The sequence below is a fragment of the Bacteroides sp. Ga6A2 genome, assembly GCF_000702225.1.
Classification (GTDB): Bacteria; Bacteroidota; Bacteroidia; order Bacteroidales; family Bacteroidaceae; genus Ga6A1.
Genome location: NZ_JNKX01000026.1, coordinates 12,415 through 38,824 on the forward strand (window position 1 = coordinate 12,415; position 26,410 = coordinate 38,824).

General features: G+C 45.9%; 16 protein-coding genes, 1 pseudogene and 1 riboswitch. Of the genes and pseudogenes, 6 read left to right on the forward strand and 11 right to left on the reverse strand.

The window, feature by feature from the left end; translation table 11 throughout:
• Positions 1-464: 464 nt before the first annotated feature.
• The 4 genes from T538_RS0107625 to T538_RS0107645 all read right to left on the reverse strand — a co-directional run bounded on the left by T538_RS0107625 (position 465) and on the right by T538_RS0107645 (position 10,442).
• On the reverse strand, positions 465-5,783 hold the full coding sequence (locus T538_RS0107625; protein WP_031533093.1) for a DUF4011 domain-containing protein: 5,319 nt from the start codon (positions 5,781-5,783) through the stop codon (positions 465-467).
• A gap of 344 nt (positions 5,784-6,127) precedes the next feature.
• Positions 6,128-8,341: an alkyl sulfatase dimerization domain-containing protein gene (locus T538_RS0107635; protein WP_197025764.1), complete on the reverse strand. Its 2,214-nt coding sequence runs from the start codon at positions 8,339-8,341 to the stop codon at positions 6,128-6,130.
• 361 nt (positions 8,342-8,702) lie between these two features.
• Positions 8,703-9,797, reverse strand: a complete 1,095-nt coding sequence (pelA, locus tag T538_RS0107640) for a pectate lyase (protein ID WP_031533091.1) — start codon at positions 9,795-9,797, stop codon at positions 8,703-8,705.
• 63 nt (positions 9,798-9,860) lie between these two features.
• Complete coding sequence (locus T538_RS0107645) at positions 9,861-10,442, reverse strand: uracil-DNA glycosylase family protein (protein ID WP_031533089.1); 582 nt, start codon at positions 10,440-10,442, stop codon at positions 9,861-9,863.
• A 128-nt stretch (positions 10,443-10,570) separates the two neighbouring features.
• On the opposite strand from T538_RS0107645, the gene T538_RS0107650 reads away from it, so the two are divergent.
• From T538_RS0107650 to T538_RS0107670, 3 genes are all read left to right on the forward strand, one after another.
• A complete protein-coding gene (locus tag T538_RS0107650; protein ID WP_197025763.1) occupies positions 10,571-13,279 on the forward strand; it encodes a hypothetical protein in 2,709 nt (902 codons plus the stop codon).
• A gap of 2,687 nt (positions 13,280-15,966) precedes the next feature.
• Entirely contained in the window at positions 15,967-16,095 is a 129-nt protein-coding gene (locus tag T538_RS19130; protein ID WP_255347267.1) for a hypothetical protein, read from the forward strand.
• Positions 16,096-16,334: 239 nt separating this feature from the next.
• Entirely contained in the window at positions 16,335-17,306 is a 972-nt protein-coding gene (locus T538_RS0107670) for an Rpn family recombination-promoting nuclease/putative transposase (RefSeq protein ID WP_031533081.1), read from the forward strand.
• Between the two features lie 198 nt (positions 17,307-17,504).
• Here the strand turns inward: T538_RS0107670 and T538_RS19205 are convergent, their stop codons facing one another.
• From T538_RS19205 to T538_RS0107680, 3 genes and pseudogenes are all read right to left on the reverse strand, one after another.
• Entirely contained in the window at positions 17,505-17,978 is a 474-nt protein-coding gene (locus tag T538_RS19205) for a nucleoside deaminase (protein ID WP_369794981.1), read from the reverse strand.
• Positions 17,979-17,984: 6 nt separating this feature from the next.
• Positions 17,985-18,527, reverse strand: a pseudogene (gene xpt / locus T538_RS19210) (xanthine phosphoribosyltransferase); the annotation flags it as partial.
• 32 nt (positions 18,528-18,559) lie between these two features.
• Positions 18,560-20,143 carry an alkaline phosphatase family protein gene (locus T538_RS0107680; RefSeq protein ID WP_031533078.1) on the reverse strand — a complete coding sequence of 528 codons (1,584 nt, stop codon included), beginning with the start codon at positions 20,141-20,143 and terminating at the stop codon, positions 18,560-18,562.
• Positions 20,144-20,247: 104 nt separating this feature from the next.
• Here T538_RS0107680 and T538_RS0107685 point away from each other — a divergent pair, with 104 nt between their 5' ends.
• A complete protein-coding gene (locus T538_RS0107685) occupies positions 20,248-21,657 on the forward strand; it encodes a dihydroorotase (RefSeq protein ID WP_031533077.1) in 1,410 nt (469 codons plus the stop codon).
• 40 nt (positions 21,658-21,697) lie between these two features.
• Entirely contained in the window at positions 21,698-22,015 is a 318-nt protein-coding gene (locus tag T538_RS0107690; protein ID WP_031533075.1) for a YbjQ family protein, read from the forward strand.
• Positions 22,016-22,170: 155 nt separating this feature from the next.
• On the opposite strand, the gene T538_RS0107695 is transcribed toward T538_RS0107690, so the two are convergent.
• The gene (locus tag T538_RS0107695) at positions 22,171-22,725 is read right to left on the reverse strand and encodes a hypothetical protein (protein ID WP_031533073.1); all 555 of its coding nucleotides are present in this window, start codon (positions 22,723-22,725) and stop codon (positions 22,171-22,173) included.
• Positions 22,726-22,923: 198 nt separating this feature from the next.
• Here T538_RS0107695 and T538_RS0107700 point away from each other — a divergent pair, with 198 nt between their 5' ends.
• Positions 22,924-23,673: a hypothetical protein gene (locus T538_RS0107700; protein WP_031533071.1), complete on the forward strand. Its 750-nt coding sequence runs from the start codon at positions 22,924-22,926 to the stop codon at positions 23,671-23,673.
• A gap of 329 nt (positions 23,674-24,002) precedes the next feature.
• Here T538_RS0107700 and thiH read toward each other — a convergent pair whose 3' ends face one another.
• Genes thiH through thiS form a run of 3 tightly spaced genes read right to left on the reverse strand, consistent with a single transcriptional unit; the run spans position 24,003 to position 26,148 of the window.
• Positions 24,003-25,130: a 2-iminoacetate synthase ThiH gene (gene thiH, locus T538_RS0107705; protein WP_031533070.1), complete on the reverse strand. Its 1,128-nt coding sequence runs from the start codon at positions 25,128-25,130 to the stop codon at positions 24,003-24,005.
• Positions 25,131-25,143: 13 nt separating this feature from the next.
• Positions 25,144-25,923, reverse strand: coding sequence for a thiazole synthase (locus tag T538_RS0107710; protein WP_031533069.1), 780 nt, complete (start codon positions 25,921-25,923; stop codon positions 25,144-25,146).
• A 27-nt stretch (positions 25,924-25,950) separates the two neighbouring features.
• Entirely contained in the window at positions 25,951-26,148 is a 198-nt protein-coding gene (thiS, locus tag T538_RS0107715) for a sulfur carrier protein ThiS (RefSeq protein WP_031533067.1), read from the reverse strand.
• 49 nt (positions 26,149-26,197) lie between these two features.
• Positions 26,198-26,299, reverse strand: a riboswitch (TPP riboswitch).
• Between the last annotated feature and the right edge of the window lie 111 nt (positions 26,300-26,410).

Below are 26,410 nucleotides of genomic sequence, written 5' to 3' on the forward strand. Positions count from 1 at the left end.
AGAGGGTATATTTTTGTTTCAAACTCTTATATTATATATATAACTAATTAATAATAAATAAGTTATATATTATATGGTAAGAAATTGAAACCACCAAAGGGCTAACTGAAACGCTGAAACGTTGAAACGCTTGTGTGCTAAATTACATATTTTCAACTACTTGCTGAATTTCACTAAGAACATGATTCGCAAGATATCGGCATAATACGAGCAAAAACGATGCGAAAAGAAGAAAAAACGCCTCATTTCCAATATTTGAATCTGTCGAAATTGCACATTTCCCGAACGAATCTCGAAGGCATCTCGAAGGAATAGCGTAGCCTTATGCACATGAAAAAGCCTGCAACCGCACATTTTCTTGATAATTTGCGCTTGCAGGCATTATGAAATGTTATTGTTGAAAGGGCTTGTTTATTTTATCTCAATAATCTTAAAGTCCTTTTTGTTAAGTATCATTATTCCCATTATTCTTTCATTCTGAACATTCCGTCGATGTTCTCGATGGAGTTTTCTGATGTCAGAATGTCGAGAGCCTCGTTGAGGGCTTGGTCAACCTTTGTGCCACGGCGAGTAAAGCCGAGTTTCTTGGCGGCTACGAGCGTCAGGGCATCTGCTCCAATCGACACGTTCTCGGAGATTGTCTCTACAATGGCGTTCATAACCTCGATAATCGGAATGTCGGTTATGTCGCGGCCGTTGTTCTTGCGGTAGCCGCTGAAGGCTTCGGCATCCTCGCGGCTTTTCCATATAATGGTGCTGTTGCCCTTCTGCTGGGTGTAGAAGCCAAGCGAATCGACCACCTTCTGAACTCCGTTCTGCACGCTTTGCGTTACTCGCTGAATGTCGCGGAACGATGATACTCGGCGGCACAGATAGGTTAGGGTGATGGGCTGCTCGCACGACACGATTTCGGAAACAAGACGCTTGTCGCTCATCTTCGAAGCCGATGTGCCGTTGTCGAACTCGTTGTATTCGGCTTCTTGGGTTGTAGCCTCCTCAACCTTCTCGTCGGAGATGTCGAAGACGGCGGCTTTCGGCTCTTCTGACGGCTGCTGAGCCTTGTCTTTTATGCATTTTACTATGCGCTCGATAACTCTTTCGGGATTGTTCATCCAGTCGATGCTCCACACGCGCATTATGCGCCAGTTAAGGTTGCGCAGAACCGATGGCTGAACGATTTCGCGGTCGCGCGTGGTTTGCGTGTTGTGATAGCCTACGCCGTCGAGCAGAAGTCCGAGCGAGTAGTCGCTGCCGTCGCCGTTGCTGATGGCAATATCTACCTTGAAGTTAGAGCGGCCGATATTTGTGTTGGCTACGAAGCCTTTCTGGCGGAGCGCATCGGCAATCTGCTCGGCAATAACCGAGTCGGGCGATGTAGGCGCGTTGCTGCTTGGCTGCACCAGAACCTGCTGCTCGGCATACTCGAGGAAGTGCTTCAGACCTTCAACTCCGCGTGCCTTGCTTCGGCGAAGGTCGATGTCGTGCGACTTGAGAGCCGAGAACACCATCATCTCCTTTCGGGCGCGGCTCACGGCTACGTTCAGACGGCGTTCGCCGCCGGCATTGTTAAGCGGTCCGAAGTTCATCGAAATCTTGCCGTCCTTGTCTGGACCGTATCCAACGGAGAACAGGATGATGTCGCGCTCGTCGCCCTGAACATTTTCGAGGTTCTTTATGAAGATTGGCTCGTATATCTCGTCGGCAGCCTCGCGAAGGTCTGAATTTTTTTCGAGCATGTCCATCAAGAGGTCGTCGATAAGGTTCTGCTGCACCACGCTGAAGGCAATAACGCCTATGCTGTTGCTGGCGTGGTCGGGCTGTTTCAGTCGGCGTGCAATCTCGGCAACGATGGCTTCAGCCTCTTTCTTGTTCGAGCGTCGTCCGCCCTTGTCGTAAACGCCGTCTACATGCTGATATTTCACCTTCGTCTTCTTGTCGTCTACCGATGGGAAGGTGATGAGCGAGCCGTCGTAATACTCGTTGTTAGAGAAGGCGATGAGCGACTCGTGTCTTGAACGGTAGTGCCAGTTTAGTTGCAGCGACGGAATTTCGAGCGTGCGGCAGTCTTCGAGAATGCTCTCGAGGTCGTCGATGTCGGCTTCATCGTCGTTTACGTTGGTCGAACTGAAGAAACTTGTCGGCGGCATCTGCTTTGGGTCGCCCACAACGATAACCGACTTGCCTCGGGCAATGGCGCCGATAGCTTCGCTCGTTGGCATCTGCGAAGCCTCGTCGAACACTATGAGGTCGAACTTGTCTTGCGAAAGGTCGATGTACTGTGCCACCGACATCGGACTCATCAGCATACACTTGCACAATCGTGGCATGAGTGTTGGCAGCTGGTCTATGAGGTCGCGCATAGAAACACCGCGTCCGCCGTTCGATATGTTTCGGTGCAGCAGGCCAATTTCGCTGCAGCTGTCTATGTTGCTGCTAACGTGTGGAATCTGCGATGCAATCTGCGCGTAGAGTTCTTTCTGGCTGAGGAGCTGGAAGTCCTCGGTTAGTTTCTGATAGTGCGCCACGGTCTCGTCGAATATCGAGCCTTCGAACGTGCGGAGTGCAGGCGACTGGGCAATCTTCTCCTCGGCAAGATGCTTGTACATTGTCTTGAAGAACGAGTCGCACAGGGTATCTGTGTCTATCTCAATCTCCTCAATCTTGCGAGCCACAACGCCCAGACCGATGCTCTGCAACTCTTGCTTGTAGGCGCACCATTGATACCAGTCGCGACTCTTGTCTATGTTGGCAATCCAGTTGCCAAGTCGGGCTATGAACTGACTTGTAACCGCGTTTGCAGGCAGAACATTTTCCGTGCAGTTGTAGTCGAAAAATGCCTTTATAGTAGTCTGAATCTTCTCAATCTCCGTGTGTTTCTGCTGATACTCGATGAGTTTGTTTAGTAACGCATCGGTCTCCGCTTCGGTAATGAGAGCGTTGAATTCTCTCAACTTCTGCAAGAAACTACGTTTCGCAAAGAATCTCGGAATGAACCACTTAGCCTTGGCTGCACGCCATTCCTGATAGAGAGCCGTGCCGTTTTGAGCAAGGATGCCTTCGGTACAGTCGCGAAGAATCTCCTCCTTCAGTTGTGCGGCGTTGCCAAGGGCAGAATTTTCCTGACCTTTCGTTATCGTGTCGATGGCATTCTGCATCTGCGTCGTTAGTGCGTCGAGGTCTGTAAGATTCTGCTCGGTTATGTTAAGTCCGAGAAGCGGATGTTTTGACGGCTGACCGACGATTTCGGTAACCGCCGCGATGCGCTGGTGCAGAAGTCGGCTGTACTCGTCGATGTTGCCGAGGCTGAATTTCTGCTTCAATTCGCCGTCGTTGGTGTTGAAGGCGAGCGGCTCGGCTTGGTTAGCCTTGTATCGCGTAATGCAGTCGTAAACCGACAGGCCGTCGTTGCCCTTCGTGTCGTGAAGGGCTTCCATATACTCAATCAGTTTTGTGCGCTCTTCGTACAGTTTGTCGGCTGTGCGCGCGTATTCTTCGGGTTTTACAATGTGAGTTACCTTGAGAGCCGTTTCCAGCTGGTTAAGCACATGCCGCTTTGAAATCTTGTTAGAGTGCATCTCAAGGCAGAACGGACCGAGACCAATCTTCTCCAGTCGGTTCTGAACAACGCTGAGGGCTGCCATCTTCTCGGCAACGAACAGCACGCGCTTGCCTTGGAAAATGGCGTTGGCTATGATGTTGGTGATGGTCTGCGACTTTCCCGTTCCCGGAGGGCCGTAGAGAATGAACGAGCGGCCTTCGCCGGCTGCAATTACGGCTGCCATCTGCGACGAGTCTACTGGCACGGGCAGAGCCAGACCGTCGGGACGCAGATTCTTGTCGGTGTTCTTCAAGTCCGATACAATTTCCTCGGGTTTGAAGACGAGTTTCTGCTCAACAAGACTGCGCACGATGTCGTTTTCGAGCAGTTCCTTGCGGTGGCTGTGAATATCGTTCCACAGAAGGAATTTGTTGAACGAGAACACGCCCAGAATGGCCTCTTCTTCGATGTCCCAACGTTTTTTGTTCTTCAGAGCATCGCGTATTATGCTGAAAATGAGCGATACATCAACTCCGTGCTCATCGGTTGGCAGCGGTGAGATATCAGGAATATGTGTGTCAGAGTTCTGTCTCAGAAATTCTAATAGAGTGATATTCAGCGCAATTTCCTCGTCGCGCTTGCGAATGTAGAAATCGCCCTTCTTGTAAACCATCTCGACAGGCATCATCAGGATTGGCGCGTATCGAGGCTTCTCGCTGAGGTCGGTCTCGTACCAGCGCAGGGTTCCGATGGCAAGGTAGAGCGCGTTTGCGCCAGTCTCTTCTATGGCGTTGCGCGATGCTCGGTAGATGTTTTTCAGAACATTGCGCGTCTCCGTCTCGGGCTGATAGGTGTGCAGCGTGTTGTGCTTTATGTCGTCGGCTATCAGCGGGTTGAGTTCGGGAATCGTTTTGGAGCGCACAAGCATCGCTTCGCTTTCTATGCTGAAATTTGTCTCGGGCTTGTGCTTTATCACATATTCGTTGCCATCTTGCAGAAGGTCTTCGATAAGGGCGATGTCGAACGTAATGAACTGAATGGCTCTCTGCCTCAGATAAAGGTTAAGCAGAGAGTTGCGCAGCGAGAAGTCGAGCAGTTTCCGCTCCCAGATGTCGAGTTTGGTTACCTTGGCATTAGAATCCATAATGCGGCTGAGGTCGTAGCGCGAATGTTCCTTCACGTCGAGTATGCAGTTGTCGTGGCTCACGCCGTCGGTCTTCACCGTCCATACGCCGTTCTCGTTTATCCTCTGCGGAAGCGGAAGGAATCTTTCGAGGCGGCATCTCTTGATGTCGATAAAAATCTCGAATTCGCTGGCGTTCATCAAGTTTCTCTTTGCCGATTCTATCGCGTCCTCGAACGATGTATTTTCTGATGTTATCTGCGTGCTTTCGAGCACCATCATCTCGCCGATGGACTCGTTGCATCTCTTCTCAATAAACGAAGAGTCGTCGCTGACGCTGTATTGGCAGCAGTCGTCTACCAGCCACACACCCAGATAAGCATGTCCTTTTTCTATTATTATCACGCAGTTTATGCCGATGCTCTCGAGCACGCTGGCAAACAAAATGGTCAGTTCTATGCAGTTGCCCAGTTTGGTCTCTAAAACTTGGTCGGGCATGGTTATGCGCTGTCCTATATCGAAGAACGATGCCGGTGCTTGTCGGTAGATTATTCCGCAGTTGTGCAGCGCGCCATAGACGGCTGCCACCTGCTTGCGCACCACGTTTGTGTTGCCCGACTGGTATGCCGTGAATGCCGACGACTGCGACAGGTCTTTCAGAATCTCGGCTGCCTTTACTACAATGCTGCTTATAGCAGGGTGGTTTGGCTGTACGAACGATGCCAGGTTCTGCGGCAGAATGGTTATTCCAAGCCATTGGTCGAACGGCATTATGTTTACGGGCAAATCTTCCGAATGGATTTCGGTTTTCAGATTGTCGTCGGCAGAATCTTTCCATACCTTTACGCAGAAAGATGAGGCTGTGCTCTCGGTTATCGACGCTACCATCTGCGGATTAAGCGTGATGTCGAATCCTTGCAGACGGACGCTTTCGCCAGCCTTTAGAATATCGGTAAACAGCGGTTTCGCTTCCATCAGAAAGTCGCCGCTGCATGTAATCGAAATGTTGTGCAGGTCTGTGTCGGTAGTGTTTGTAATCTCAACCGATTGGCAGATTGCAACGTTGTTGTTTATAAGCGCAAAGTTGAGATACTTAAAATATTCAATGTGTAGTTTCACCATAAATATGTTAATTGCGTTATGATTTTTTTACGGAATATGTGGCTTGTAATGAGTGATATACGCTGGTCTTTAGTTGGTTGCGCGTAATCGCACGTCGCCAAGGCGCAAAGATATGGATATTTTTGCATAGCAGCAATATTTTGTGCTTATATTTGTTTTAGGCTGATGATTTGCGAGTGGCAATGGATTTTTCGGCAAAAACGGTTCTGCCTGCAAGTTTCTTGATAGCCTCAAAAGGGGATGACAAAGAGGTTAAGAAAGAGTGTGCGCCTGTTTAGACACACACTCGTATATTCTCTTTCAACAGAATCTGCAAATTACATCTGTATGCAGATTCAGACATTTCAGCTAAGAGGTTCAATTATATTCCATTGCGGATTCTGAATCTCTACACAATCGAAAATCTTATTTAACTCCTTATTCTCAGCAGAAGAGTCACCATTCATGTATTTAGTAAAGTAATCTGCAAACTCGGCAGCTGAACCAAATTCGAAATTGCAGTTGGTGTCTGCTATCGCCTTTGAGTGCAGCACTCCGTTTTTCAGGTAAACGCTAAAGCTTTCGTTGGCGATTTTACATGTCATATCTACTTCATATTTAGAAGCTTTGTTTCCATCGATAAGGATGGAAAGATACTCAAAAATACATTTTGGAGTAAGTGATTCCATGTTCTTGCCAATAGAAAGGATTATTTTGCCTTTATCTATAGATTTGCCTTGAGGAATTCCTCTCAGTTCGTATGCACCGGCAAGGAATATATTGCGCCATGTTCCGCCTTCGAATGAATATGCCAATTGTTCCAAGGCATCGGCTTCGAGTTTTCTGGCTTCATCATTTTTCGGATTGGCAAATACAATGTTGCGTGTCAGTTCTACTGTCCAGCGATAGTCGTGTTTAGAATAGTAATCGCGTGCTTTGGACAGAACTTTATCCTCTCCGCCCATGTCGCTGACGAATCTCTTGGCTGCTTCTTCTTCTGGGTATTTGAAATAGTTTGCTGGATTTCCGTCCCACCAGCCAATATAGCGTTGTACCACAGCCTTTGTGTCATGATTCATCGTGCCATAGTAGCCACGATTATAGAATTCATTTCCCAATGATTCTGGAAGGGTGAATTTCTCGGCTATCTCTTCCATGTTATATCCGCTGTTAAGCATGTGTATCACCTGATTGTTGAAGAAATAGTACATGTCGCGCTGTTTCTCCAATATCTTCTTACATTCATCCTGTCCCCATGTAGGCCAGTGGTGAGTTCCGATAAGCACTTCTACGTTAGGATATATCTCCATAGCACGGTCGATGGCATTACCGAAGGCTTTTGCATCGCGCACCTTTGCTCCGCGCGGAGTAAGCAGATTGTGCATTGTGTGGCACACGTTTTCGCCTGGGCAAAGAATCTGAACATTACCACCGGAATCATTGGCTTTAAATCCAATGTGCATTTCTGCTGGAGCTTCTGTGCCCGGTACATTCTGGAACACAAACTCTTTTCCGTTTATAGTTATCTTCTGCACATCTGAGTTAGAGAAAGGAATCTCTAACGATGGGACTGGAATGTCGCCCACTTGATTACTTACAGTCTTGCCAAGTCCAGAGCCTACAGCACCGAATATTCCGCGTGGCAAAGCGCTTCCGTACATGTACTGAGCACGACGTCCCATGCAATTGCCCAAGTAGAGGTTCTCTGATATAGACTCGTCATAGAAGCCTACAGGAGCTATTACAATGACATGTCCGTTCTCAATTGTAATTTTAGAATCTTGCCCGTCGGTAAAACTAAACTCGTTTGATGTGACCTTTTGTAGCTTCTCGTGTTCGATAAGTCCGCTCACACCTTTGTAGTGGTCAACATGACTGTGAGTAATCATGATTGCACAGATTTTGGCTTCGGAATCCACCTTGCTTTTGAATGTCTCCCATGCGGCTATAGCCGTATCCGGACCGAGTAGTGGGTCTATCAATGCCCATTGATGATCAGCCACCTTTATGATGCTCATGGTTGACAAGTCATAAGAACGTGCCTGAAATACTTCTCCCGACTTAATGTCATCATCTGTAGCATTGCTGCCTGTCATAGGCCAAACTTGGAAGATTCCATTGATGTTGTTGAGTTTCTCCATGCGCCACAGATTCTTGTGCACGGATTTTGGGCTAACTCCATCAAGAAATGAATACGATGGCATGTCCCATGCCACTCCATTGTTCGAATTCTCAATCGCTTCTGTGAGGTTAGTACCTGCAATAAAACCGCAGTTGGCATCTACAAAATCGGAGTCATTATCGTCCTCGACAAATGTCATAGGTGTTGGATAGTAGGTATCATCTTCTTTAGGCTTACTAAACTCGGTTTCTATTCCTAAATACACCAATTTTACTTTTCCATCATACTTGTAACGGGCATATAGATGACTGCCCTTGTCGTACATGTAGTATTCATTTCCTGCCAGCCATGGGTTTCCATTAGAAGGATAATTTATCATTACTTTCCATGTGTAATTGCCACAGTCGTATGTGCTTAAGTCGAAGACCTTTGTTTCTCCACTCGCAATCGACGGCATTTTGTCGAGTGAGTCAAATAAAAAAGTCCCGGCTTGCGACATGTTGAACTTCACTTCAACTGTCGAATCATTTTGGATGATTACTCCTTTAATTTTTTGTGTATTCTTCATGAAAAAATGATTAAAAAGTTATTAATTAACATTAGTAATAGACCTGATTATAGTAGCTTTTATTCAGATTATGTGTTAGATACTATCTGAAAAACTTTTCAAAGATATGGCTATTTTTCTAAGTAACAAAATAAATTTGAATATTTCTGAACATTATAAAGAGAAAAATATAAGCATAAGTAAGAGGCAGATATGTAAAAAAGAAAGGATTTGTAAAAAAAGCAAATCCTCTCTTTAGAAATCCGAATAATTATTTTCCCAGTTCTTTTTTCCATTTCTCGTAATTGTCGAGAACCATTTGCGGACTTCTGCCGTACCATCGGTAGCCGTTTCGGCGTTCGTAGCCTATTTCCGACATATCGTTCTTCTTTACGCCGTCGCGGTCGCACACATAAGGCTGCCCGGTTTCGAGGTCGTAGAAGCGTGCCCATAGCAGCGGCGCGCCCTTAGCCGTTTTCAGACGGCAGTCGTTCATGCCGTCGCTGTTCTTGAAGTATTCCACCTCGGCATCCTTTATGGCATGGCTTTTAAGCCAGTCTATGGCACATTCTATTGAGTATATAACCTCTTTCGAAGGCTTTTTTATCGACATCAGAAGGCGGATTATGTAAACCGTCTCGCCTGCGCCTGTGAACGAAGCCAATTCATAAGAGCGTGCGCCGATAGGGGCGAGCGTCTTCTCGTCGTGCTGCTGACACCATACCGATGGCTTTCCGCCAACCTTTATCTGGCATTTCAGTATGCAGGCTATGCCCTTGTCGAACTGCTTCTTCAGTTTGTCTTTTGTTTTCCGGTCTATTTCGAGTGACTTGTACGGCTCTTTGTCGTCGCAGATGTTTTTGAACAGTCTCAGAACGTGATAGATGGCGTTGTCGTTGTATGTTATGTGGGCAGAATAGTGCGCTTTTCCGTTGCTTTTCGGCTGTGCCGGATAAACCTGCGGAAATCCGCCGTTGGCATACTGCATAGCCATAAGGTAGTTGAGGCCTTTCATGAAAGCCTCCTTAACTTCGCTGCGCTTGGTGCTGGCATACACTTGTGCAAGAAACTTCAGTTCCGACACGGTTGCGCCGTTGTCGATAGTTGCACCAAATCCGCTGTGCTGTGCGTTGTATATCTCGTCGTATTTTATCTTGCCGCTCCAGTTCTGGTTCTTTATCCATCCGCCGCATGTCATCTGATATTTTATGAGTGTGTCGGCAATGCTTGCAGCCTGTTCAGAGCCGTACCATTCGGGCGGCAAGGCTCGTTTAATGTCTCTCCAATCGGGTAGTTTGGCGGCATTCTGTGCCAGCGCACCTGTTCCGAGGCCAAGGAGCAGGACAAGGATATAAAATACTTTCATAATGGTTAAATTTTAATAAGGTTCTTTTTCTTCTATTGCCGATGGCGATTGCCGCGAAAAGGTTTATTCGAACAGCATTCTGTAAAAATCGGCTTTCTTGTTGATGTTAAGCGGATATGCGCGCGATGATGACGGCATCCTCCACCATTCAATAAAAAGTTCTTTTCCGTCTTCTGACGAGATGTTCAGCCTTGTAAATGTGCCAATCTTCGGCTCTTTCTCTATGCCGAACTGAAGCATGAGTTGTCGGCTTGCCTTTCCGCCTGTTGTAACTATTCGTCGGCAGTCGGGCATCTGCCTCAGAAGGGCGCGTATGTCGGTAGGCTCTACAATCTCCAGAAACTCGTCGCTGGCATTGTCCTTCAGCCTGTTAACCTTGGTTGCTGTATCGAAGAATCCGAAGCCCTTATCCCGAGCGAAAGCCGTAACCATCCCGAAGTCGAACCTCTTCTCGCCCTTGACAACGAAATGCTCTTTGTCGTCAAAGAAGATGATGCCCATTATCCGCCAGAAATCGTTTATGAAGTTTGGGTAGAAGAAATCCATGCTCCATCGTGCCTTGGGAGGCGGAAAACTGCCCAGAAACAATATTGTGCCGCCCGATGGAAGGAACGGTTTTAGCGGATGAACTTCTATCTTACTCATAAAAACGGCTTTACGCCACAAATATATGAAAATAAAATAAATAATAAAAGAAAAAGATATACTATTTTTCTTATTGCGGTGTGATTATGTTTTTTTATTTTTGCCGTGATATTATTTTTTTTATTACCATGAAAACGAAAACTATATTGGTCTTGCTCGCGGCTATGAGCGTTGGCAAGACGTATGCGCAGAAGATTGATTTTAATCTGCCAAACAAGAACGAAGCGCAGGTTCTTGAGCCCGATTTCTCGGGATGGGCGATTGGTCGCCAGATTTCCGACGAGACTTCGTTTCTGATGTCCGACAACTCGTCGAGCATCGGCATTCTTGTAGAGTCTGCGCCAGGGCTTGTCGGCAACGCCGTAAACTGTAACTGGTGGAAGGACGGATGCAGCAAATACTCAAAACTTGTTAGCGACGGAATATACTCGGTTATTCTCGACGACCAGAGCAACTACACATATTCTGCCGACCAGAGCATGGGACTTCAGTTTACCATAAAGGGACTGCCTGCCGGAACTCACACCATCACAGCCTATCACAATAATACCGACGGACTCACGGGTGAGTATCCGCCGATAGATGTGGTGGTTAACGGAAAGACCGTTCAGAGCGGCGTGGCGCAGACCATCAGGGCGCAGACCGAGGCGCAGTCGGGACTTTCTTATGCAACCTTTACGGTAAATGAGGGCGAAACGGTGGTTGTGAGATACATAACCAAGCCCGAGAGTGGAAAGACTTACATCAACAACGCGGTTGTGGTTAATGCGCTTGTGTTCGACCGTCCGAATCCGCTCACCACGGCTACGACGCCTTATCCCGAAAACCGCGAGTTCCACGCCGATGCCGACGGCGGTTCGCTCGTCCTTACATGGACTCCGGCATGGACGGCAAAGAAGCATCATCTTTATGTCGGAACATCTGAAACCGACCTCAAAAAGGTGGCTGTTCTTACCGATGCGCAATACAAACTGTCGAACGTATACAGCCTCGACACCTATTTTTGGCGTGTAGATGAGGAAGATGCCGACGGCAAGATTTACGAGGGCGACATCTGGCGATTCCGTCCGCGCAAACTGGCATTCCCCGATGCTGAGGGATACGGACGCTTTGCCACAGGCGGACGTGGCGGTCAGGTGTATCATGTAACCACTCTTGCAGATAACGAAGAACCAGGCTCTTTCCGCTACGGAATAACCAAACTTTCCGGGCCGAGAACCATCGTGTTCGATGTGTCGGGCATCATCGAACTGAAAGAACGCCTTGCTTGCGCCGACGAGTATGTAACCATAGCCTGCCAGACTGCTCCGGCACACGGCATCTGCTTCAGTAACAATCCGTTTGGCGTTGGTCCTGAGAGCATCGTGCGCTTTATGCGACTGAGAAAAGGCGCAGGCCATACTTCCGACGGCATCGGAATGGCTGGCTGCGACAACAGCATCCTCGACCACGCCTCAATCTCGTGGACTATCGACGAGGGATTCTCTTCTCGCAACGGGCATAACATAACCCTTCAGCGCACCATGATTGCCGAGGCTCTCGGCATTGCCAACCATCAGAACTATAGTGCTGGCACAAACCACGGCTATGCGGCAACCATCGGTGGCGACATCGCTACGTTCCACCACAATCTGCTGGCTCACAACTACGGCAGAAACTGGAGCCTGGGTGGCGGTCTTGACGGCGCAGGAAGCTATGCCGGCAGGCTCGACATCTTTAACAACGTGGTTTACAACTGGGGCGCACGTGCAACCGACGGCGGAGCGCACGAGGTTAACTTCGTAGGCAACTACTACCGCATGGGCATCGACACAAGTCAGAAATATCTGCTGCGCGCACAGTTCGAGGGTACAGGCTCGGGCACGCAGAGTTACTACATAAGCGGCAACATTCGCGAGAACTATAACGGCACGAAGACTGCCGACAAGGAGGGCGACACTTATCGCTACGAACTCAGCGGCGGTCAGGACTACAACTGGAACGCGTGGGTTAGCGAGCCTTTCTTCCCGTCGTATGCCAAGATTGAGAGTGCCGAGGAGGCGTTCAAGAGCGTGTGTAGCGATGTGGGGGCAACGATGCCTTTCTTCGACGCGCACGACCAGCGCATAATCTCCGAAACGGTAAACAAAACCTACACCTACATCGGAAGCAAGAGCAAGATTCGCGGTCAGATAGACAGCGAGGCTGATTGTGGCGGATATGAGGTCTACCCAGAGGAAAGTCGTGCCGACAGTTATGATACCGACAAGGACGGAATTCCTGACTGGTTCGAGGAGATTGTGGACACAAATCCTAACGTGCCAAACAATAACGACGACCCCGACCGCGACGGATGGACTCAGCTCGAGGACTTCCTTGAGTTCATCTCGCACCCTTACCTGCTAATGGCTCCGGGCGAGCACGAGACCATCGACGCAGCCAAGTATTTTGCCGGATATGTCAACTCGCCGTCTTTCACGGCTGTAAGCAACAGCGGAAACGTAACGGCAAAGGTCGATGGCTCTAAGGTAACCGTAGAGGCAGGCTCGGCATCGGGCATAGCATCGGTAAAGATGAAGGTAGTGGATGCCGAAGGCTCGTCTTACGAGCGTCTGCTCAACATCGCCGTGGGAGCATCTTCAACGGGCATAAGCATACCAACCGAACTGTCAGCCGTAAGGATTGCAAGTTATAAGGTCTACTCAGCCGAGGGCAAGCTGGTATTCGAGAACAACGATGCCGGCGGAGAGTTGATAAGCAACCTTCCGATGGGCGGCGTAAAGCCAAACGCCATCTATCTGCTCAAGGCTGTCGATACCGACGGAAACGAGCATACAGCCAAGATTCTGGCAAACTGATTTCTGCCTTTTTAGGGAAATAAACAGTTGAAAATACATCAGCCCAACTCTTTTCGAAACGGAGAGTTGGGCTTTTCTGTTCGCTATGCCTTCGGGATTCGTTCGGGAGAAATGTCTTTTCTGCCTGTTCAAATGCGGATATGGGGTGGCTTTTGCCTTTTTCCGCATTGCTTTTGCTTTTTTTATGCCGTTATTTTGCGATTCATGCCCTTAGTGAAAATGGCAAGTTATTGATAATGTGTGATTTAATGTGTAAGCGTTTCGGCGTTTCAGCGTTTCAGCTACCCCTATGGTAGTTTCAATTTCTTTCTTTATAATATATAACTTATTTATTATTAATTAGTTATATATATAATATAAGGGTTTGAAACAAAAATATACCCTCTGAAACGCTTGAAACGCTGAAACGCTGAAACGCCTGATGGCATTCGCAAGAAAAGGCTTACTTATTCCAGACAAGACAGAAGTCGAATGATTGTTTTTTTTCTTATAGGCAGTTTTATGTGTATGTAGATGTATATAATGAGGCGAGAAGCAGAATAGGGAAAAGTTGTAAATAAAGAACATGAATACGCCAGTTCGGGATAAGATTACAGTTCAAACAGTTCCAGTTGTCTTATTCTTCGTTCAAATTTTTGTCAAACTCGTCGATAATACAGAAAATTTCTGTAATTTTGTCATTGGTAATCATCGCTTTTTGTTTTGTAACTTGTTTGTTTTCAGCTATAAAGATACAAATAATTAGCGAGATTACCAACTTTTATGGCCTTTTCTTATCCCGAACTGGCGTATATATGGATATTAAAGATGATGTATTATGATAGTATTATTTCAACTTGGATATTTTAATTTGGGTAGCCACGAACTAGGTGATGTTTTTTATGCCGGCCTTGCCTTATATGTACTATTTCTTATATGTCTTTCTCTGACAATTATTATAAGAAAGGATTATAAGATTATGAATGTTAAGAGGCATAAATTAAAGTTTATTAGTTTCTTCATTAGTATGCCATATTGCTTTTGTGTTTATAATAGCGGTCTAAAAGACATTATGTTGTGTAAATTGATTGCAATCTTTGCGGTTTTACAAATGGTATATTTCTTTGGATGGATATTCATAGAAGGTATGAACTACATAGTCGGTGAGGACTTAAAATAGTGCTCTTCTCGTGTTAAGTTATTAATTTTGATAAATATGAAAATTTTTGAATATATTAAATTGCCGTTTGATTATCTATTGTATAGATATTGCAGACTGTTTAGGGATATTCTTCCTCCGAGAATGTCTGCTTATGAGGATGGTTGTGTTTTGTTTTTCTTTACATTGTCTTTGTTGATAGAAATAATAGTTCGACTTATAGAATATCATTTTTCGTTGCAGATACCAATGTTTGAACGTAATATACTCGGAATTTCGAATGTTGCTTTATGCCTATTTGTAATAGGATTAGTATTTCCTTATATTTTTAAGAACTATGATGTTAAATTAGAAGAGAAATGGAAGGATGAAGAGTGTAGATATGAAAAAGCTTCAATTCCTATTATTCTTTCAATATCTTCTTTTGTACTAATGTTTTATATAGTTACGTTAAAATAGTAAACCAAAATGAAACACATAATATCAACAATAATCTTCGCCATCATCATTTCCTTATAGGCAGTTTTATGTGTATGTAGATGTATATAATGAGGCGAGAAGCAGAATAGGGAAAAGTTGTAAATAAAGAACATGAATATTGCATTTTGAAAAACTTTTCTTATTTTTGCGATGTTAACAATCCTTTTAACCCAAATCGGTCATTAGAAATTATGCCTTACATAATGTTCAGATAAGTATCCGGAGCCTATAAAAAATATAAGCAAAAAGTGCTAATGATTGACTCTGAATGATTAAACCAACTTACATTTTGCTACTTATTTTTTCTAATGACCGTTTTGGGTTTAAGTCTATGAACGAAATCGGCATAATTCGCGCCATAAAATGCGAGTGTAGGAATGTTCTCGTATTCTTGATGATGCTATCATCTGCCTGTTCTGTCTTTTCGCAAAACAGAATAATAAAGGGAATGGTTGTTGATGATGGTGATCCCCGAGAGTAGGATCCATACATAGTCTTTTGTGTCATTCTCTGTTTGTTTTCACAAATCTTCGGGATTCGTTCGGAGACACCACCTCGTTTTTCTTATTCATCAAGCGTAGTAAATAAAGGCCATATTTGCTGTATTTTGAAAAAGTTTGCTAATTTTGTAACAGAATGTAAATGTATTGATATGTTACCACTTTGTAAATTTTATAGATATTTAATTTATAGATTGTATCACTTTCGAGAAGATACGCCTGTAGTTAACACTGTTTTAATTTTGGGATATATTCATTTTTCCCTGATTCTATTAATATTGTTTATTGTTCATACATTTACTCCATTCGATGTATGGCCAGATTGGCATGCTTATAATATGCGTCTTATCGCAATTGTATTTTTGGGGTTACATTTTCCCCTTTTTTACAATAAGAAAAAGTGGAAAGCTATAAATAATGAGTTTAAAGGCGAATCTCCAAGGCATAGGAAAATAGGTACAATTATAGTTCTCGTTTATTTGTTAGGGACTACATTTTTGCTTTTCACATTGCCAGTATTGTATGATATATATCGAGATTTTTTAAAATGAAATGACTCGTTTGAAAAAATGAAACACATAATATCAATAATAGTTTTCGCCATCATCAGTATGGTGGCGAAGGCACAACCTTGCATCAATAGCGATGCAAATGCCGCCAATCATGCTCGCTCGGATTTCCGACTCCGTGCGTATTAATCAGATGGCATTTGTAATGTTTCAGCCTAATGCAAAAGTTGTAGCCGATAGCATCAGCAGAAAGTGTGGTGATTGCAAATCACAAATTGTTTGATTTGTTTGTATGTTTCAGGAAAAACACTAACTTTGCACTCGAGGGGGCAAAGACCCTGCGCCAGCCTTTAATGGCTGACATGCACTATTTTATGAGTGCGAGGCGCTTTGCACGTTGTCGCCCGAAACAGTAAAACTTGTATTGTATGGCAAAGTTCATCAATCCGTTCACGGACATTGGTTTCAAGCGAATCTTCGGACAGGAGGTCTCCAAGCCGTTGCTTCTGCACTTTCTCAACAGCCTTCTGGCCGGCGAGAAGGAGATAGTGGACATCACGTTTCTCGACAAGGAGCAGCCTGCCATGTATGCGGATGACCGTTCGCTCATCTACGATATATACTGCAAGACGACTGACGGCGAGCATATCATCGTGGAGATGCAGAACAAGGAGCAGCCCTTCTTCAAGAAGCGAAGCATCTACTATGTGTCTGAGGCAATATCCCGTCAGGGAGAAAGAGGGGCGGAATGGAAGTACGACATCAAATCGGTTTATCTCGTCGCATTTTTGAACTTCAAGATAGACGACATAGGCACAAAGTTCCGCACGGATGCCGTACTGATGGATATGCAGACAAAGGAGGTTTTCTCGAACGACTTTAGGATGATATACCTGCAGCTGCCGTATTTCGACAGACAGGCAGATGAGTGCGATAATGATTTTGAACGTTGGATTTACGTATTGAAGAATATGGAAGCATTAAAAAGAATGCCGTTTGCGGCAAAGGACTCTGTCTTTGCCAAGATAGCAGAGATAGCAGATATAAGCGCCCTCTCAAAAGAGGAGCGCATGAAATATGATGAGGGCATCCGCAAGTACCGCGACACCATTTGCGTAATGGACTATGCAATAGAAAAAGGCTTGAAGGAAGGCATAGAAAAAGGTTTGAAGGAAGGCTTTGACAAAGGCTTAAAAGAAGGTTTGAAAGAAGGAATGGAGAAAGGCTTTGACAAAGGTATGGAGAAAGGCATAGCGGAAGGTCGTGTAGAAGGTATAGCAGAAGGCGAGAAAAAAGGACGCTATGATATAGCCAGGAATCTTCTTGCAATGGGACTTCCAATCGACTCCATCATGCAAGCTACAGGACTAAGCAGGGATGAGATTACATCGTTGATGTAAGAAGCAAAGGACTGCTGTAAAAAAAGCGACAAACAGACAGGCTTGCGTTCCTACTCCTGGGGGTAGTTTTGTCTTACCCCATAGCCATTAGTAATGTCCACAAGGCACAGCCTTGCAAAATAATAAATCGGGCGGAAAACAGAAGGATTCTTCATTCTTCGCTTTTCCGCCCGATATTTTGTCTGTATCGATAAAAAATCAATATTCAATCTTGTCAACCTTCAGACGCCAGTCGCGGAAGGCGCGCTGAGCCTCGTGGCGCAGCAGGCATATCGAAGGAATGTTGCGCGAATCGGCAGGCTTGTCAATCTCGTCGTAGATAAACTGGTCGTCGAAGTCGATGTCCTTGGCATCGACAGCCGTGTTGCCGTAGTAAATCTTGTTTATTCCGCTCCAGTAAATCGCGCTCAGACACATAGGGCAAGGCTCGCACGAGGTGTAGATAACACATCCGTCCAGTTTGAAAGTGCCCAGCTTCTGGCACGCGTTTCTGATTGCAGAGACTTCGGCGTGTGCCGTTGGGTCGCTGTTCGCCGTCACGCGGTTAACGCCTGTGGCAATAAGTTTGCCGTTCTTAACGATTACCGCGCCAAACGGACCGCCGCCGTTCTTCACGTTCTCGACAGATGCGTCTATGGCAATCTGCATAAACTTCTTGTCTTGTTCGGTAATCTCGCTGCTCTGCACAATGGCGAGACTCTTGATGTTGAGGTTAGGGTACTGCTCAAGGATGCGCTTGCGTCCCTGCATATAGTCCTTTTCGATGAGGAAGGCGCAGCCAACCATCTCTGCTCCAGCCTGATGGATAAGGTCGATGGCTGCCAGAGTAGTGTTGCCGTTGGCAATGAAATCGTCGACAAACAGAATCTTGTCGCCCTTGCTCAGCATGTCGGTGCCCAGCACAAGGTCTATGTTCTTAGCCTTTGTAAACGAGTGAACCACGGTTGTGTAGCACTTATCCATGGTGCTTGGCTTTGCCTTCTTGATGTAGACAACAGGCAGACTCATCTCCAAGCCAACCATAATGGCCGGGGCGATGCCGCTTGCCTCTACCGTCATTACCTTTGTTATTCCGCTGTTGGCAAACATGGCAGCAATTTCCTTGCCTATGCTGTGCATCAACTGAGGGTCTATCTTATGGTTGATGAAACTGTCAACTTTCAGTATTCCGCCGGGAAGATACTTTCCTTCTTCGGCAATTCGTTTTTCAAGTTCTTTCATGATATGTGTCCATTTTTAGTCGTTAATAATCGTTATTTCCACTCAATAACGTCGCCCAGACATCCGCTTGGCATCTGAATGCCCAGCATGTTGGCAACGGTTGTAGATATGTCTGTGATGTGGTGTGTGCGGTTGTCGGCCACGCCGTGCGGAACGTGCCAGCCCATAAGCATGAATGGGATGTGCGCGTCGTAAGGCGACCATACGCCGTGACTGTTGCCCAGATAAATGCCGTTGCGCTTGTCTATAATTTCGCTGTATCCGTTTTCGAGAATGAGTGCAATCTCGCCGCTGCGCTTAGGGTTGTAGCCGTTGGCAACCTGCTCCTTCAGTCGTGCAGGCAGATATTCGGGCATATTGTTTATGTCGAATGCGTAGTGAACGTCGGGACGCTTCAGCATCTGCTCTATGATGAACTTCTTAAGAGCGGCGACATCAGCCTTCTGCTCGCCGATGGTGCGGTAGTTAAGATGAATCTGATAGTTCTTCGCGCTCATCACTACGTCGTCCTTCAAGCCGAATTTCTCGTTTATCGCCTTGTTCAGTTCCTTGCATACGGTTTTGTCGTCCCATGCGCCGCCCGGCAGTTTGTGGTCGATAAGGAACGACGGATTGTGCGCTCCGGCGTGGTCGGCTGTGAGGAAGGCAAGATATCCGTCTTTCCCGAATTTTCCGTCGAGATAGCTGAAGAAGTCAGCCAGTTCGCGGTCGAGGCGCAGATAGCAGTCTTCCATCAAGATTGAGTTTGGACCAACCAAGTGTGAGATGGCATCGGGAGCCGAGAAGCTAACGGTCAGGAAGTCGCAAAGTCCGTTCTGACCGAGTTTTTCGCCCTCTATGGCAGCCTTTGCCATTGCGAGGGTAAGGTTGTTGCCCCAATGCGAGTTCTTTATCTCCTTAGGGTCGAGTTCCGCTTCGTAAGGACTAGCCTTCTTCGTGCTCTGAACGTATGTGCTCTCGTCGAAGAGTAGGTTGCCCCAGCCTTGTTTCAGGTATTTCTTGCCCAGTTCCTGCTTGTTGAAATCTTTTACCCACTTAGGCAACTCGTTCATATAGTAAGTGCTTGTAATAAAGCAGTTATCCTTTGTGTCGTACCAATATGCTCCGTTGGCTGTGTGTCCTGCCGGAAGAATGGCGGCGCGGTCTTTCAGCGCAATGCCTATGGTCTTGTTGCGGAAGTTGTAAGCCAGACGCAACTCGTCGGTGATGGTTGTTACGAGCATGTTGTGAGGCGACATCTTTCCGGCTGCATTCTTAGAACCTACGCTCTCGACAGAATCGTCCTGACAGCAGTAAATCTTGCGCTGCTCCTGCTCAATAAAGAAACTGTTGCCCGTGATGCCCGTGAGCGCAGGCACCGAGCCGGTAAAGATACACGTGTGTCCCACGGCTGTGATTGTCGGGATGTAATTAATCATCATGTTGTTGCAACTCACTCCCTCGCGCATCATGCGCTTAAATCCGCCGTCGCAGTAGCGGTCGTTGTAGCGCATCAGGTAATCCCATCTCATCTGGTCAACAACAATGCCTACAACAATTTTCGGACGTTCAACCTGTGCAACTACCGTTGCCATACTTGTCACAAGGAACGAAAACAGAAAAAATAGTTTCTTCATACGTTAATGCTTTTAAAATGCCGTAAAGATAGTAAATATTTATAAATTTTGGTTGTTTTTTAACTTAGGTTTCATTAAATTTGCATCTGTGAATTTCTGAAACCATGGGAAAAAAGTTTTTTTACAATGCTATGATTGTAAACGAGGGCACATGTGCAATGGGCTCCGTTTTGGTCTATGATAACATTATTGTCAAGATTGTATATATTGATGAAGGTGCTGCCGCGTACAACGATTTTGTGCACGAGGCACAGGAGCAGGGGGCTGAAATTATCTTCTGCCAAGGAATGTTGCTGATGCCGGGCGTGATTGACGACCACGTTCATTTCCGCGACCCCGGACTAACCCACAAGGCAGATATGGAGAGCGAATCGGCTGCCGCTGCCGCGGGAGGCGTTACAACCTTCTTCGACATGCCTAATACCAAGCCGCAGACCGTGAGCATCGACGACCTTAACGAAAAGTTCCGCCATGCTGCCGAGTGCAGTCACGTTAACTATTCGTTCTTTTTCGGAGCAACGAACAGCAATACCGAGATGCTTAAGCAACTCGACAAGAAAAAGGTGTGCGGCGTAAAGGTCTTCATGGGCTCATCAACCGGAAATATGCTTGTAGACAACTACGAGTCGCTCAAGACAATATTCAAGGAAAGTCCTCTGCCGATAATGACCCATTGCGAGGATACAGAGATTATCGACGCCAACATGGCCGAGTACAAATCGCACCACGGCGAGGATCCCGATGTTAAGTTCCATCCCGAGATACGAAGCGTTGAGGCTTGCCTCAAGAGCACAGAACTTGCCGTGAAGCTGGCAAAGGAGACTGGCGCGCGACTGCATGTGGCACACATCACAACTGCCGACGAACTCGAACTCATCCCGAAGTCTAAGGCGGCTCTTAACGGTAATGGCGAAGATAAGTTCGAGAACATCACAGCCGAGGCTTGCGTGTCGCATCTTATGTTTAACGATGCCGACTATCAGACCCTCGGTACACGCATAAAATGCAATCCTGCCATCAAGGGCGAGCAGCATCAGAAGGCACTTCAGAAAGCACTCTTCGACGGACGCATTGCCGTTGTGGGCACAGACCACGCTCCGCATCTGCTAAGCGAGAAGGAGGGAGGATGCGCCAAGGCGGTGAGCGGAATGCCGATGCTTCAGTTCTCGCTCGTATCGATGCTCGACCTCATGACGACACTCTGCAACAACGACCGCCAGCAGGCTGCCATTCAGACAACAAGGCTGATGTGCCATAACCCGGCATCGCTCTTCGGCATCCGTCGCCGGGGCTACATAAGAGTGGGCTACAAGGCCGATTTCGTTATCGTTCGCGAGGCGGAATGGACTCTGAAGCAGGGCGACATCATAAGCAAGTGCGGATGGAGTCCGCTCGAGGGCAGAAAGTTTCATCATCAGGTTTATGCAACCTACTGCAACGGCAACAAGGTGTTCGACATCAAGCAAGGCGTTGACCGCAGTTGCATAGGCGAGGCGGTAAGTTTCGACCGATAGTTTTTCAGCAGAAAAAAATAATCATTTAATCGTAATTATCATGTTATTATCAACAACACCAACACTCGAAGGCCATCAGATACAGCAGTATCTGGGCTTGGTTTCTGGCGAAGTTATCATCGGAGCCAATTTCATAAAGGATTTTACAGCATCGCTGCACGATTTCTTCGGAGGTCGTTCTTCGAGCTACGAGCAGACGCTTATCGAGGCAAAGGAAGCTGCGCTGAAGGAGATGAGCGAGCGTGCCGCAAGACTGGGCGCAAATGCCATCGTTGGCATCGACCTCGACTACGAGGCTATAGGCGCAAAGGGCAGCATGCTTATGGTAAGCTGTAGCGGTACTGCCGTGAAAATATAGTTCTTTTTATTTAGAATGCCTCGGCTTGTTTTTTTGTTGGCAAGCCGAGGCGTTTTTTTTATAGATGCGCTCTCGTTCGGGAAAAGTTTTTTTGGGGGGGAATAGACGCAGAAAGAAACTCCGCTCAGTAATCGCGTTAACCGTAGTTTCTCGATTTAATCCCGAGTTTGTGAATAGATATAGTCCAGTGATATCTCAGAATAGTCTATATCTCTGTTTTCATCATTGTCAAAGTTGACAAAATCTATATAGTCGACTGTACAATTCCCATTTTTTAGGATAATTCTTAGGGCATCAATAGAATAGCTGGGAATAGTTCTCGCTCCTTTTGCATCTTCTTCTTTAATTTTATCGATGTTCCAGTCGTTTACCAATTGTATTGCATATTTTGATAAACCTGTTCTGTCAACTCTTACAAAGGTTTTGTTTTCAAAGCCATAGAATAGGAACATCTTGCTGTTCCATATTATGAAATCAAATTCACCAAGAATTCCAGCCTCTTGCATAATGAAAATCGTGTCATTGTTTTTGTTGTATTGTAAGCTGTCGATATAATTCCAATGAATACCCTCTATTCTTTTGCCGTATTTTTTCTTTGCTTCTTGGTATATGTACGAGTGACGATGTTCTGGAAATGGCATGTTGATATATTGAGCCGATGCTGTCTCAAAAATACAAAATAATGCGATGATGTAAAGCCAATGCTTCATGTTGGTCTTGTTTTTGTACGGGTTTCGTTTGAGTTTAATTGTGGGCAAAGATACAAATTATAAGACGTTATGATGTAATGCTAAATAAGACTTTATTTGCTTTTCTATGTTAATTATTCTTAATTCGGATTTGAAAACTATAGCATAAGTCCATCTTATGGACTGAAATGTGATATTTTTGCAAAAAATAGTCGGTAAATGAAAATAAAAATTCTGTTCTTTCTGTTGTTAGCTTGCCTTCAGTCATTCTCGCAGAGCATTGATGGCAGATATCAAAACAATGACGGAGAGAGGTTTATTGTATCTGGTGAGAAAATGTATCTTATGTCTCCTGTGGATTCGTGTAGGTATGGTTTTGATACTCTTGCAATATGCTCAATCAAAAATGCAGGTGAGAATAGCTATAAGGTAAAGGCTATAAATCGTGATGATTGTTACAAAACGTGGTCTGTAAAAAAATCTTATGAGAAGCGTGACGATGATTCTGTAAAAATCTACTTTATAATGCCTTATAAACATAAAGACTTGGATATCTGGGTTGGATATAATGCTTCTAAAGATGTTTTATATCGAGTCAATGTAAATGGAGATAACAAGGTGACTATTCCAAAATGTAGCAGATATATTTTCAGCATTCATCCAACTGTATTGCCAAAAGTTCATTGCGGAGGAACAACGATAGAACGTAAAAGTTATTCTTCTATATTTTTCTATTATTCAGAACTGAGTATTGACAAGGAAACAAATAGAATCGACATCTTTCTACCCGAAATCAACGATATCTTCTTTTCGCGATGTAAGGTAAAATGTCCGTATCTCTATGTAAAAGGCAAGAACCTCAATTGGGATGGAAAAGTCTTTAAAAAGGAAAAACATAATATTTTTCAGCGGTGGAAACTACAAATTCCAAAGTCACACCCAAGCCGAAATCTTACGCCCATTCAATAGCAAGTTAACAGAGTTAGGACAACAAGTTTGTCTTAACTTGGTGACGAAGTCAGTCACAAAATAATCATCAAAATTCCACATTTTGATAAATTCGAAAAAAATAGACTCGCAACTGCACATAAGGCGGTTGCGAGTCTTGCTATTGTATAAAAGTTGATTGTGTTGTTGCGGTTGTAAAAAGTCGTAGAAACTCGAAAATCTAAATTCTTTAAAAAGAACTGTTAATTCTGAATTTTTCAATTTTCAACTCTCAAAAGAAAAATTGTCAACTGTCAATTGTCCATTGTCAATTAAAATTTTCAACTTTCAATTCTCAATTTTCAAGTTTCTTACGAAGCCTTATGGTCGAAACTTGCGTCCCAGTCCTTCCATACAGGCTCGCGGCCTACAGCCTTCAGCGAGGCGATGATGTCGCCAACCTTGCGGTTATCGCTCACCGTAAACTGTTCCAAAGCCTGCGGATAAGTATGATATCCGCCCGGATTTACGCGACTCTCGGCACTCATAGTGGTAACGCCAAGCATAGCCATGTTGTTGCGGATGAAGGCAGGCTCGCGTGTTGAGTAGCTGATGTCTACATCGTGGTCGAAGATTCGCATCGCAAAAGTAGCCTGAGCAAGTTGCTTGTCCGTCATGTAGCAGTTAGGGTGGAAGCCCTCGTTCTGTGCCGGGCGCATACGCGGAAAGTTAACCGAGTATTTAGTGCGCCAATATTTCTTCTGAAGATAGCGCAGATGGTAAGCCATCATCGTTATGTCCGTGCGCCATTCCTTCTCCAGTCCAATCAGCACGCCCATGCCTATGGAGTGCACTCCAGCCTGTCCCATGCGGTCGAAACCATTTACGCGCCACTCAAACTTGCTCTTCATGCCGCGCGGATGATAAATGTTGTAGTTTGCCTTGTGATATGTTTCCTGAAAGCATATAACGCCGTTCAGACCATGCTCGCGCAACTCGGCATATTCTTCGGCAGCGAGAGGCATAACCTCAATCTTTAGGTTCGAGAAATATTTCTTTGCAATGTCGAGAGCCTTTGCCAGATAGGGCACTCCTGCCTTTGCCGGATTCTCGCCCGTGACAAGCAGAATGTTCTCGAAAGGTGCAATCTCCTTTATCGCCTTGTACTCGTTCTCAATTTGCTCTGGCGTCAGGATTACGCGCGGCATTGGGTTGCTGACGTGAAATCCGCAGTAGACGCAAGAGTTTGAGCACGAGTTGGTTATGTAGAGCGGAATGAACATCGACATAGTGTTGCCGAATCTTTCCTCGGTATATTTCTTGCTCAGCTGAGCCATCTGTTCAAGATAAGGCTCGGCGGCGGGAGAGAGCATGGCCATGAAGTCCTCAACGTCGCAATGGCTCTTTGTCAGCGCGCGTCGCACGTCGGCATCGGTCTTCGACATGATTTTCCGGGTTGTCTCGTCCCAGTCAATCTTTTCCAATTCGTCTGAAAACATCTTTATCTTTCTGTTAGTCGTTAAGGAAGGCGGTTAGCGGCGATGATGCCGATGCCACCAAGTTGCCCGATGTTACTGCGCCCAGTCCGCTCTCATAAGCCATTCTGCCAGCCTCTACAGCCAGTTTGAAAGCCTTTGCCATCTCAACAGGATTGCCTGCAACCGATATTGCCGTGTTTACGAGGCATGCTGATGCGCCCATCTCCATTGCCTCGGCTGCGTGACTTGGTGCGCCGATGCCTGCATCTACAACCACTGGAACGCCAGCCTGTTCGATGATGATGCGGATAAACTCCTTTGTTTCAAGACCCTTGTTTGTGCCGATAGGGGCAGCCAATGGCATTACGGTTGCTGCGCCAGCCTCTTCGAGCTGACGGCACAGAACGGGGTCTGCCTGACAGTATGGAAGAACCACGAAGCCCAGTTTTACAAGCTTCTCGGTAGCCTTCAGAGTCTCTACAGAGTCGGGCAGAAGGTATCGAGGGTCGGGATGAATCTCGAGTTTCAGCCAGTTAGTGCCGAAAGCCTCGCGCGCCATCTGTGCGGCGAATACCGCTTCGTCGGCATCTCTCACGCCCGATGTGTTAGGCAAAAGTTGTATGTTTGGGTGGGCAATGTGCTTAAGCATATCGTCTTCTTTGTCGTCAAGCTCAATGCGTTTCATGGCAAGTGTAACCATCTCTGTGCCAGAAGCCTTGATAGCCTCTTCCATCACTTGGTTTGAGCTGAACTTTCCAGAGCCAAGAAACAGGCGCGAGCCAAATTCCTTGCCAGCAATTACTAATTTCTCCATTTATATAAGTTTAAGTTTTTCAGAATATTATCCGCCGCAAGCGGCTTTTATTATCACCACGTTGGCATTCTCGGCAAGCGGTGTGGCACTCCATTCCGAGCGCGGAATCATCTCGTTGTTTACGGCTACTGCCACGCCCTTTTCGGGCAGTTGGAGCTGTGCGGCAAGGTCGCTCACGCTTGTGCCGTCGAACTCAGTTTCCTTATTGTTTACGGTTATTTTCATGCACAATGAATTTTGTTTCGTTCTAAATTCTGTAGAAACAAAGTGTGCGGTGAGGCTTTGAAACATGTCCTTTCGCCGGTATTAGCCGGATCAAGTATTTAGGGTATAATCTCAGCCTTGAAAGACGTTCAGGGCACCCCTCTGTTCTACTGAGGTGCAAAATAAACTATTATTTTTGTTATTTCCTAAAAAAACGTTGATTATTTTGCAATAAAAAAGCGGAGTAATCGAACATTTAGATTACTCCGCCATATAGGTTGCT